Below are 10,961 nucleotides of genomic sequence, written 5' to 3' on the forward strand. Positions count from 1 at the left end.
GACCCCCCATGACACTGCCCGCCACCACCCTGCAAATTCGCTCGCTCGTCAGCAGCAAGGGCGAACTGACCCTGTCGCTGGCCGAGGAGGCGATCCCCCAGCCGGCCGCCCATGAAGTGATCGTGCGGGTCGAGGCCGCGCCGATGAATCCGTCGGACCTCGGTCTGCTGTTCGGCGCCGCCGACCTGCGCACCGCCAAGGCATCGGGAACGGCGTCGAGGCCGGTCGTTAGCGCCGGCATTCCGGAAGCCGCGATGAAGAGCATGACCGGGCGCCTGGACCAGTCGATGCAGGTCGGCAACGAAGGTGCCGGCGTGGTCGTGGCGGCCGGCGCCGGGCCCGAGGCGCAGGCCTTGCTCGGCAAGACCGTGGCGGCGCTCGGCGGCGCGATGTACACGCAGTACCGCTGCATCGCCGCCGCCCAGTGCATGGCGCTGCCCGAGGGCACGACGGCGGCCGAAGGCGCTTCGGCCTTCGTCAACCCGCTGACCGCGCTCGGCATGGTCGAAACCATGCGGCGCGAGGGCCACAAGGCGCTGGTGCACACCGCCGCGGCGTCGAACCTGGGCCAGATGCTGAACCGGATCTGCCTCAAGGACGGCATCGATCTGGTGAACATCGTGCGCAAGAAGGAGCAGGAAGACCTGCTGCGCGGCCTCGGCGCGAGGTACGTCTGCAACACGGAGTCGCCCACCTTCATGCAGGATCTCACCGATGCGCTGGTCGCCACCGGCGCCACCCTGGCCTTCGACGCCATCGGCGGCGGCAAGCTGGCGGGCCAGATCCTGACCTGCATGGAAGCGGCGCTGAACAAGACCGCCACCGAATACAGCCGCTACGGCTCCAGCACCCACAAGCAGGTCTACATCTACGGCGGTCTCGACCGCGGGCCGACCGAGTTCATGCGCGGTTTCGGCATGACCTGGGGCATGGGGGGCTGGCTGCTGTTCCCGTTTCTGCAGAAGATCGGGCCGGAAGGTGCGGCGAAGCTCAAGGCACGGGTGGCGGCCGAGCTGAAGACCACCTTTGCGAGCCGCTACACCGCAGAGCTGTCGCTGGTCGAGGCGCTGAGCCTGGACCGGATCGCGGTCTATTCCCGCCACGCGACCGGCGAAAAAGCCCTGCTCAACCCCAACAAATAGTTGCGGCCCCCTCGGGGGGCAGCGACCCRCACGMAGTGGGGGAGCGTGGGGGCAATCCAGGCCGGCGCCGGGCCGCCCCAAGGCGGCCTGCGGCCCCCTCGGGGGGCAGCGACCCRCACGMAGTGGGGGAGCGTGGGGGCAATATTCAGCCCAGGGCCAAGCGGTTGCCGCCGCCCGCCGTCCTGCGGGTGCCGTCCGGGCCGTAGAACAGCTGCACGCTCGATTGCAGGAAGTGCAGCGCGCGCTGCGTGAAATCGAGGTGCGTGTGGACCATCGAGCCATTGCGCAAGTTGCGCGCCTTGGCCTTTTCGGCCAGTTCCAGCAGGGACGTCCAGGCCTGGCGCGTCGCCTCGCCGGCGGCTGCCGCCGCGGCATCGGCGCCGGCCGGGCCGGGCTCGAATCCCAGCGCCACCTGCGCCGTCTCGCGCTGGCGGTCGAGCGTCGCCATGCGATCCAGCAGCGCGACCTTCTGTTCGGTGATCGACCCCAGTTCGCCGAAGCGGGCATCCGTCATGGCCTGTTCTTCCTGGTCGAGCACCGACAGGAACTCCTCGACGCAGGTCTTTTCCGCGTGCAGATAGAGCAGCATGGTGTTCATGGCTTCGGTTCCGTATCGAGCAGGTCGCGCACGCTGGCCAGCAGGCCGCTGGCGATGCGCTCGGGGTGAACCTGATAGCGACCCGCGCGAATGTCCTCGCGGATCGCCGCGACGCGCGCAGCGTCGAAGTCGCTGCCACCGGGCGCGCTGGGCATGGTTCGCACTTGTCCCATGGCTTGCGCTCCGTCCGTGGCGGGCGCCGCAGCGCCATCGACGCCGCGGGTCGCGGCAGCTCCCGCCTTGGTCGGGCGGCTGGGGGGCGTGGCCGAGGGGCCGGGTGGATCGATTTTCAAGATGATTCCTCAAAGGGCTGACCCGTATATCGGCGGACGCAGCAAGAACTTTAGGCCGAAGTTTGCACAAATTTCGAGGCGCGGCGAAGGTGGAAAACCAGGCCAGCCAGGCCGGCGCCGGGCCGCCCCAAGGCGGCCTGCGGCCCCCTCGGAGGGCAGCGAGTACAGGCAGTGACGGAGCGTGGGGGCAATCCAGGCCGGCGCCGGGCCGCCCCAAGGCGGCCTGCGGCCCCCTCGGGGGGCAGCGAGTACACGCAGTGACGGAGCGTGGGGGCCATCTATTGGGCGAGTCGGACCTGGCCGTCTTCGGTCGCCACGCCGGTGAGCAATCGGCCGTCGCGGGTCCGGGCCTGCACGCTGGCGCCGACCTCCGCGCGGGTCATCGCCTTGCCTTCGGTGCTGATCGCGAATCCGGCGCCCTGGGCCACCAACTGCACGGTCTGGCCCTGCAGGATCACGACCACGCCGCGCATCGACTCCTTGCGCAACGGGGCGCCGGCGGCGATCCGGTGGGCGGCCACCACGCCCTGCAGCGCCGAGGCCTCGGTGACCACCGAGCGCGGCAGGTCGCCGAGGTCGCCGTTGCGCTCGGTCACGTCGGCGGCGCCCAGGGCTTGTCCGGCCTCGATCGCACGCGCGGCGACGAAATAGCGGCCTTCGACCGCGACCTGGGCCGGCACGAAGCGGGTCCAGGGTTTGTCGCCGCGGCAGCGCAGGCCGATGGAGATGCGGCCACGCGGTGCGGTGCCGTGAGGCAGGAAGGCCTCGAAGTCGTCGCAGGGCGGCAGCGTGCCGGCGGCCTGGGTGCTGAAGCTGAACTTGCCGGGCAGTCCGGCGGTCTGCTTCTGCAGCAAGTCTTCGATCGCCGTCCGTGCGCCCTCGGGCAGCGGCGCCGCCGCGATGGAGGAGGCGCCCGCCAGGGCCATCAGGCCGGGCAGCGCGAAGCGCAGGAAGCGGGTCCGGGAGGGACGGTGTTGCATGGGAGTGCCTCGGGAAGCGCGGGTGGGATACAGAAGGGGAAACGCACCGGCGCCGGGTCATTCTAGGAACGGACCCCTCGGCGCGAAGCGGCGAAGTGCTGGCGAAAACCCTCTTTGTTCCGCCCATTGCAAACGCGATGCATGCATAGACTCGCTTTCCATCTGTCGCCATGCCGTCTTGTGCGGACGCGACGCCAACCGATGGAACCCCATGATCGACAAGCTCGATGCGGCACTTGCCTTCAACCGCGAAGCCCTCAATCTCCGGGCCCAGCGCCAGGAAGTGCTGGCGGCCAACATTGCCCACGCCGACACGCCGAACTACAAGGCGCGTGACTTCGATTTCGCCAGCCGGTTGACTCAGGCGATGGAACAGGGCCGGCAGTCGCAGTCCTTCGCGCTGGCGACGACCTCGTCGCGCCACCTGGCCGGCGAGTCGAAGACGATGCCCGACCAGGACCTGCTCTATCGCGTGCCGAGCCAGTCGAGCATCGACGGCAACACGGTCGAGATGGATGCCGAGCGCATCAACTTCGCCGACAACGCGCTGCGCTACGAGTCGAACCTGACGGTGATCAACGCCAAGATCAAGTCGCTGCTGTCGGCTGTCCAGCAGTAAGCGGCAGGAACAAGAAAGAACGCCATGCCGCTTCCCAGTGCTTCGATGAACATCTTCAACGTGGCGGGTTCCGCCATGGCCGCGCAGTCCCAGCGCATGAACGTGACCGCGAGCAACCTCGCCAATGCCGAAAGCATGGCCGGCCCCGATGGCCAGCCCTACCGCGCCAGGCAGGTGGTGTTCGAGGTCGCGGCCTCGGGCCAGCAGGACATCGGCGGCGTCAGGGTCGCCGGTGTGATCGAGGACTCCGCGCCCGCCAAGCTGGTCTTCGACCCCAAGAATCCGCACGCCAATGCCGATGGCTATGTCGCGATGCCCAACGTCAATGTGGTCGAGGAGATGACCAACATGATCTCGGCCTCGCGCAGCTACCAGGCCAATGTCGAGGTCCTCAACACCGCCAAGACGCTGATGGTCAAGACACTGACCATCGGCCAGTAACAACACCCGAGAAAGCGCATATGGCCATCACCGACACCTCCTCCATTACCGGCGCCAACGCGGCCAGCGCAGCGGCCAGCACCGCCAGCGTCGCCAATGCCGACAGCGAGCAGCGCTTCCTGAAGCTGCTGGTGACGCAGCTCAACAACCAGGACCCGCTCAATCCGATGGAGAACGCCGAGCTGACTTCGCAGCTGGCACAGATGAGCACGGTGAGCGGCATCGAGAAGCTCAACAGCACGCTGTCGGGCCTGGTGAGCCAGACCGGCTCCAACCAGGTGCTGCAGGCGGCCTCGCTGATCGGCTACAACGTGCTGTCGCCCGGCAACACGCTGGCCACCAAGGATCCGGAGGCGGGCAAGGACCCCGCGGCGCAGGCCTTCGCCGTGCAGCTGCCGGGCACGGCCGCCGACGTCGAGATCAAGATCGTCGACGCCTCGGGCAAGACCGTGCGCACGATCGAGGCCGGCGCCATGACCGAAGGCGTGAACGCCGTCACCTGGGACGGCAAGGACGACGCCGGCAACGCGGTGCCCGCGGGCAGCTACAAGTTCACGGTGGCTGCGAGCAACAGCGGCACCGCCGTGGAAGCCACGGCACTGACCTTCGCGCAGGTCGCGGCGGTCAAGCAGGGCACCGGCGGCGTCACGCTCGAACTGGCATCGGGCCAGAGCATCGCGCTGTCCGACGTGCGGATGTTCCTCTGAGGAGCGTCGCGCGCTTTCATCCGGCGGCGGCTTTCCGGCTGCAGGCCTTCTCTTCAATGCTTCGAACCAAGGATTCATCATGAGCTTCTCCCAGGGCGTCAGCGGGCTCGGCGTGGCCGCCGCGAACCTCGATGTGATCGGCAACAACATCGCCAATTCGGGCACCATCGGCTTCAAGTCGGCGGCCGCGACCTTCCAGGACATCTATGCGGGCTCGCGCATCGGGCTCGGTGCCTCGGTGTCCGGCGTGGTGCAGAACTTCACGCAGGGCGTGACGCAGACCAGCAGCCGACCCTTGGACGTCGCGATCCTCAGCGGCGACGGCTTCTTCCGCATGACCAGCACCAGCGGCGAAGTCATGTACTCGCGCAACGGCCAGTTCACCAAGGACAAGGACGGCTACATCGTCAATTCCGGCGGCCTGCGCCTGACCGGCTACGGCGTGAATGCCAGCGGCGGCATCAACGGCGGCACGCCGTCGGCGATCCAGATCCCGACCCAGGCCATGACGCCGAATGCGACCACCAGCGTCGACGCCGAGTTCAATCTCGATGCGCGCAACACGGTGCCGACCACGACGCCGTTCGACCCCACCGATTCGGCCACCTTCAACTATTCCAACGCCGCCGGCCCGATCTACGACTCGCTGGGCAATGCGCATGACCTGTCGGTCTACTTCGTGAAGACCGGCGCCAATGCCTGGAGCGTCTACGGCACGGCCGACGGCGCGCCGATCAACGGCGGTGCCGCGTTGTCCGCCATGACCTTCGACACCAACGGCAACCTCACGGCGCCCGCGGGCGGCGCGATCACGCTGCCGGCGCTGAATTTCGCCAACGGCTCGTCGCCGGTCAACATCAATGTCGACCTCAGCGGCACGACGCAGTTCGGCACCGCCAACGGCATGAGCAAGCTGAGCCAGGACGGCTACACCTCCGGCGTGCTGACCTCGTTCTCGATCAACCCGGACGGCACCATCACCGGCAAGTTCTCCAACGAACAGTCCAAGCTGATGGGCCAGGTCGTGCTGTCGTCCTTCGCGAACCCGAACGGGCTCGAGCCGAAGGGCGACAACATGTATGCCGAGACGCAGGCCTCGGGCGCGGCCCTGACCAGCACGCCGGGCGAAGGCACCAAGCAGGGCTCGCTGGCCGCGGGCGCGCTCGAAGCCTCCAACGTCGACCTGACCGCGGAGCTGGTCAACCTGATCGTCGCGCAGCGCAACTACCAAGCCAATGCGCAGACCGTCAAGACCCAGGACCAGGTCATGCAGACGCTGATGAACATCCGCTGAGGCGGAGTTCCGAACCGTCGCAGTCCCTCAACAGCAGGAGCACACAGTGGATCGAATGTTGTATGTCGCCCTGAGCGGCGCCAAGCAGGCCATGGAGCAGCAGGCCTCGGTCGCCAACAACATGGCGAACGTCTCGACCCCGGGCTTCCGGGCGCAGATCAACACCTTCCGCGCGGTGCCGGTGGTCGGCGAGGAGGCGCCGACGCGCGCCTTCGTCGCCGCGACCACGCCGGGCGCCGACTTCAGCCACGGCCCCTTGACCGAGACCGGCCGCGACCTCGACGTCGCGGTGCGCGGCGAGGGCTGGCTGGTGGTGCAGGCACCGGGCGGCGGCGAGGCCTACACCCGGGTCGGCAATCTGCAGGTCGGTGCCGATGGCCAGGTGATGACGATGGGCGCACGGCCGGTGGTCGGCGACGGCGGGCCGCTGGTGATCCCGCCCGGCTCGACCGTGACGATCGCCTCCGACGGCTCGATCGCGGCCCGCGGCCCCGGCGACCCCGCAACGGGCGTGCCCGAGGTCGGCCGCCTGAAGCTGGTCAACCCGCGCAACGCCGACCTGGTGCGCGGCGACGACGGCCTGTTCCGCATGCGCGATGGGCTGCCGCCGGCCCAGGCCGACGACAGCGTCGTCGTCGCCGCCGGCATGGTCGAAGGCAGCAACGTCAATCCGGTCGAGGCCATGGTGGCCATGATCGCCAACGGCCGCAGCTTCGAGATGCAGATGAAGTCGATCCAGACCGCCGACACCAACGCGCAGTCGGCCAACAAGCTGCTGGCCTACGGCTGAGCCGCAAACCCCCTCGCAGGAGTAATTCAATGATTCGTTCCCTCTACGTGGCCAAGACCGGCCTCGAAGCCCAGCAGACGCAGCTCGATGTCGTGTCCAACAACCTGGCCAACGTCGGCACCACCGGCTTCAAGCGCAGCCGCGCGGTGTTCGAGGACCTGATGTACCAGAACCTGCGCCAGGTCGGCGGCCAGACCTCCGACCAGACGCGTCTGCCCTCCGGCCTGCAGGTCGGCACCGGCGTGCACGTGGTCGCGACCGAACGCATCCATGCGCAGGGCAACATGACCAAGACCGACAACCCGAAGGACGTCGCGATCAACGGCTCCGGCTTCTTCCAGGTGCTGATGCCCGACGGCACCACCTCCTACACCCGCGACGGCTCGTTCCAGACCGACCGCGACGGCCAGCTGGTGACCGCCAGCGGCTTCACGATCCAGCCGGCGATCACGATCCCGCAGAACGCAACCAGCATGACCGTCGGCCGCGACGGTATCGTCACGGTCACCCAGGCCGGCAGCACGGCCACGGTGCAGGTCGGTCAATTGCAATTGGCCACCTTCCTGAATCCGGCCGGCCTCGAGAGCAAGGGCGAGAACCTCTACAACGAAACCGATTCGTCCGGTGCGCCGAATCTCGTGAACCCGGGCCTCGACGGCGCCGGCATCCTGAGCCAGGGCTACACCGAGGCCTCGAACGTCAACGTGGTCGAGGAACTGGTCAACATGATCGCGACGCAGCGCGCCTACGAGATCAACAGCAAGGCGGTCCAGAGCTCCGACCAGATGCTGCAAAGGCTGGCCCAGCTGTGATCACCCCCAGGCTTGCCCACTTCGTGTGGCCGCCCACCCCTTCGCCGGGGGCAACACCAGCGGCCCGGCAAAGCCGGTTCCGCGGTGTTCCTGGAAGGGGACCGCTGCTTGCGATGGGTGCGGTGCTGCTGGCCACGGGCTGCGCGCAGATCCCGCGCGACCCGCTGGTGCACCAGCCGATGACGGCGCGTGCCGAGCCGCAGCCGATCTCGCCGGTGCGTGCCGCCAGCGGCTCGATCTTCCAGGAGACCAATCGCAGCGTCGCGCTGTTCGAGGACCGCCGGCCGCGCAATGTCGGCGACATCCTGACCATCGTCATCAGCGAGAAGCTCAACGCGACCAAGAACTCGGGGGCCAACGCAAGCCGCGACGGCAGCGCCAGCATCGCCTTCGCCGCCATCCCGAAGTTTCTCAGTGGCCTGCTGACCGGCCAGGACGCCAAGATGAACGGCACCAACGCGCTGACCGCCAAGGGCGGCGCCAACGCCGCCAACACCTTCACTGGCGTGATCACGGTGACGGTGGTCGACGTGCTCGGCAACGGCAACCTGCTGGTCAGCGGCGAAAAGCAGATGGGGATCAACCAGGGGACCGAGTTCATCCGTTTCTCGGGCGTGGTCAACCCGCGCACCGTCAGCGGCAACAACAGCGTGCTGTCGACCCAGGTGGCCGACGCGCGCATCGAATACACGGCCAAGGGCTACATCGACGAAGCGCAGACGATGGGCTGGATGCAAAGAATATTCCTGAATGTGATGCCGTTCTGACCATGACCCACCTCGCTCAATTCCTCCCCGCGCGCATGCGCCATGCCGGCCTGGTACTCCTGGCGCTGTGCGCGTTCGCGGCCTGCCTGCCGGCCAAGGCCGAGCGCCTGAAGGAACTCGCCAGCATCCAGGGCATGCGCGACAACTCGCTGATCGGCTATGGCCTGATGGTGGGCCTGGACGGCACCGGCGACCAGACCATGCAGACGCCGTTCACGACGCAGAGCCTGAACAACATGCTGCAGCAGCTCGGCATCACGGTGCCGCAGGGCGTCAACATGCAGCTGAAGAACGTCGCGGCCGTGATGGTCACGGCGCAGCTGCCGTCGTTCACGCGGCCGGGACAGATCATCGATGTCACCGTGTCGTCGATGGGCAACGCCAAGAGCCTGCGCGGCGGCACGCTGCTGATGACGCCGCTCAAGGGGGTCGACGGCGCGGTCTATGCGATCGCGCAGGGCAACATGGTGGTCGGCGGCGTCGGTGCCTCGGCCAACGGCAGCAAGGTGCAGATCAACCAGCTCAACGCGGGACGCATCCCGGGCGGCGCCACGGTCGAGCGCGTGGTCGAGGCCTCGGTCGGCGGCGACGGCGCCTTCACGCTCGAACTCATGCGCTCGGATTTCGGCACCGCCGAGCGGGCGGTCGAGGCGATCAACCGGCAGTTCGGCAGCGGCATGGCCGAAGCCGTAGACGCCCGCGTGATCCGGGTGCGAGCCCCCGTGTCGCCGCAGGACCGGGTCGGCTTCCTGGCGCGGCTCGAGGGCCTGGAAGTCACGCCGACCCAGGCGGTGGCGAAGGTCGTGATCAATGCGCGCACCGGTTCGGTGGTGATGAACCAGGCGGTCCGCGTGAACGACTGCGCGGTGGCGCATGGCAGCCTGTCGGTGGTCATCAATACTGAGCCGCTGGTGAGCCAGCCGGGCCCGTTCTCGAACGGCCGGACGGTGACCTCGGCGAGCTCGGAGATCTCGATCAACCAGCCTGGCGGCGCACTGCAGATGATCCGCGGCGGCGCCTCGCTGGCCGACGTGGTCAAGGGCCTCAACACCCTGGGCGCCAATCCGCAGGATCTGGTCTCCATCCTGCAGGCCATGAAGTCGGCCGGCGCACTGCGCGCCGAGCTCGAGATCATCTGAGGCCGGGCATGGCGATTTCTGCAGCCAACACATGGACAGGGGGCGACGCGGCCAGCCGGGCCGGTGCGCTCGACCAGCGCTTCGCCCTCGACGTCCAGGGCGTCGATGCATTGCGGCGCACCGTGCGCACCTCGCCCGAGGAAGGCCTCAAGCAGGTCTCGCGGCAGTTCGAGGCGATGTTCATGAACATGGTGCTCAAGAGCATGCGCGAGGCGACGCCCTCCAGCGGCCTGCTCGACGGCCAGAACCAGAAGATCTACACCTCCATGCTGGACCAGCAGCTGTCGCAGAACCTCTCGGGTCGCGGCCTGGGGCTGGCCGAGGCCATGCTGGCGCAGCTGCAGAGGGCCGCGGCATCGGGCGTGGACGACGGCGAGCCGAATCCTGCGCGCACGTCGCTGGCGCCGCGCGGCGGCCTGCCGCTGCCGCCGCAGGCCGGCATCCCGCTGGGCTCGGCGCCGTCGCAGGCCGCATCGGCGGGCCGCGTCGACCTGAGCGCCTACCAGGTCAACAACGATCGCTCGGGCGGCGCTGCGGGCGCGGTCGCTTCCCTGCAGGGCCAGGTCGACAGCTTCGTCAACCGCATGGGCGCTTCGGCCCAGGCCGCCAGCGCCGCCAGCGGCGTGCCGGCGCCGCTGATCCTGGCGCAGGCCGCACTCGAATCCGGCTGGGGAAAGCGCGAGATCCGCGCCGACGACGGCACGCAGAGCTTCAACCTGTTCGGCATCAAGGCCGACCGCGGTTGGCAGGGGCCGGTGGTCGAGACCACCACGACCGAGTACGTCGATGGGGAGCCGCAGCGCGTCCGCGCCAAGTTCAGGGCCTACGGGTCCTACGAGGAGGCCTTCACCGACTACGCACGCTTCATGACGCGCAATCCGCGCTATGCCAACGTGCTGGCGACCGACGACCCGACCGAAGCCGCGCATGGCCTGCAGCGAGCGGGCTACGCGACCGACCCGCAGTACGGCCAGAAACTGGTTCGCATCATGCAGAAGTTCGGCTGACCGGCGGTCGTTCGGCCGTTTTTCCACTCTTTGAACAACCCCTCACACCCCATCCAAAGGAATCCCATGGCAGAGATCACGAGCCTTCAATCCCGTGCGGCCGGCGCTGCCGCAGCGGCCCTCGCGAACGCGAACGCAAACCGCCTGGAGGTGGTCACCTTCACCCTGGGCGACGAGGAGTACGGGATCGACATCCAGAAGGTACAGGAGCTGCGGGGATACGACGCGGTGACGCGGATCGCGAACGCGCCGGAGTACATCAAGGGGGTGGTGAACCTGCGGGGGATCATTGTTCCGATCATCGACATGCGGATCAAGTTTGCGCTGGGGACGCCGAGCTATGACCAGTTCACGGTGGTGATCGTGCTGAAC

General features: G+C 68.1%; 14 protein-coding genes. 11 read left to right on the forward strand and 3 right to left on the reverse strand.

Translation table 11 applies throughout. The features are described from left to right. Positions 1-8 precede the first annotated feature (8 nt). Positions 9-1,142, forward strand: coding sequence for a zinc-binding dehydrogenase (locus tag AC1DYD_RS22370; protein ID WP_478174947.1), 1,134 nt, complete (start codon positions 9-11; stop codon positions 1,140-1,142). A 145-nt stretch (positions 1,143-1,287) separates the two neighbouring features. Here the strand turns inward: AC1DYD_RS22370 and AC1DYD_RS22375 are convergent, their stop codons facing one another. The 3 genes from AC1DYD_RS22375 to flgA all read right to left on the reverse strand — a co-directional run bounded on the left by AC1DYD_RS22375 (position 1,288) and on the right by flgA (position 3,013). Beyond that, a complete protein-coding gene (locus AC1DYD_RS22375; RefSeq protein WP_478174948.1) occupies positions 1,288-1,740 on the reverse strand; it encodes a flagella synthesis protein FlgN in 453 nt (150 codons plus the stop codon). Continuing rightward, the gene (gene flgM / locus AC1DYD_RS22380) at positions 1,737-2,033 is read right to left on the reverse strand and encodes a flagellar biosynthesis anti-sigma factor FlgM (protein ID WP_478174949.1); all 297 of its coding nucleotides are present in this window, start codon (positions 2,031-2,033) and stop codon (positions 1,737-1,739) included. Before flgM ends, AC1DYD_RS22375 begins: the two co-directional genes overlap by 4 nt. Before the next feature lie 278 nt (positions 2,034-2,311). Further along, positions 2,312-3,013 carry a flagellar basal body P-ring formation chaperone FlgA gene (gene flgA, locus AC1DYD_RS22385; RefSeq protein ID WP_478174950.1) on the reverse strand — a complete coding sequence of 234 codons (702 nt, stop codon included), beginning with the start codon at positions 3,011-3,013 and terminating at the stop codon, positions 2,312-2,314. A gap of 211 nt (positions 3,014-3,224) precedes the next feature. Here flgA and flgB point away from each other — a divergent pair, with 211 nt between their 5' ends. The 10 genes from flgB to AC1DYD_RS22435 all read left to right on the forward strand — a co-directional run. Beyond that, complete coding sequence (gene flgB / locus AC1DYD_RS22390) at positions 3,225-3,632, forward strand: flagellar basal body rod protein FlgB (protein WP_478174951.1); 408 nt, start codon at positions 3,225-3,227, stop codon at positions 3,630-3,632. Positions 3,633-3,677: 45 nt separating this feature from the next. Continuing rightward, on the forward strand, positions 3,678-4,073 hold the full coding sequence (gene flgC, locus AC1DYD_RS22395; RefSeq protein WP_478174962.1) for a flagellar basal body rod protein FlgC: 396 nt from the start codon (positions 3,678-3,680) through the stop codon (positions 4,071-4,073). Between the two features lie 20 nt (positions 4,074-4,093). Continuing rightward, positions 4,094-4,780, forward strand: coding sequence for a flagellar hook assembly protein FlgD (locus tag AC1DYD_RS22400; protein WP_478174952.1), 687 nt, complete (start codon positions 4,094-4,096; stop codon positions 4,778-4,780). A 79-nt stretch (positions 4,781-4,859) separates the two neighbouring features. After that, positions 4,860-6,074 carry a flagellar hook protein FlgE gene (flgE, locus tag AC1DYD_RS22405; protein WP_478174953.1) on the forward strand — a complete coding sequence of 405 codons (1,215 nt, stop codon included), beginning with the start codon at positions 4,860-4,862 and terminating at the stop codon, positions 6,072-6,074. A 46-nt stretch (positions 6,075-6,120) separates the two neighbouring features. Beyond that, positions 6,121-6,864: a flagellar basal-body rod protein FlgF gene (flgF, locus tag AC1DYD_RS22410; protein ID WP_478174954.1), complete on the forward strand. Its 744-nt coding sequence runs from the start codon at positions 6,121-6,123 to the stop codon at positions 6,862-6,864. A gap of 29 nt (positions 6,865-6,893) precedes the next feature. Then, positions 6,894-7,676 (forward strand): flagellar basal-body rod protein FlgG, encoded by a 783-nt coding sequence (gene flgG, locus AC1DYD_RS22415; protein ID WP_478113739.1) that lies wholly within the window; start codon positions 6,894-6,896, stop codon positions 7,674-7,676. 113 nt (positions 7,677-7,789) lie between these two features. Next, positions 7,790-8,443 carry a flagellar basal body L-ring protein FlgH gene (locus tag AC1DYD_RS22420; RefSeq protein ID WP_478174955.1) on the forward strand — a complete coding sequence of 218 codons (654 nt, stop codon included), beginning with the start codon at positions 7,790-7,792 and terminating at the stop codon, positions 8,441-8,443. Positions 8,444-8,445: 2 nt separating this feature from the next. Next, the gene (locus AC1DYD_RS22425) at positions 8,446-9,582 is read left to right on the forward strand and encodes a flagellar basal body P-ring protein FlgI (protein ID WP_478174956.1); all 1,137 of its coding nucleotides are present in this window, start codon (positions 8,446-8,448) and stop codon (positions 9,580-9,582) included. An 8-nt stretch (positions 9,583-9,590) separates the two neighbouring features. After that, the gene (gene flgJ / locus AC1DYD_RS22430; protein WP_478174957.1) at positions 9,591-10,589 is read left to right on the forward strand and encodes a flagellar assembly peptidoglycan hydrolase FlgJ; all 999 of its coding nucleotides are present in this window, start codon (positions 9,591-9,593) and stop codon (positions 10,587-10,589) included. A gap of 66 nt (positions 10,590-10,655) precedes the next feature. Beyond that, positions 10,656-10,961: chemotaxis protein CheW (locus AC1DYD_RS22435; RefSeq protein WP_478174958.1), on the forward strand; the 306-nt coding region annotated here is incomplete at its 3' end.

This window comes from Variovorax sp. P4_B11, assembly GCF_056402355.1.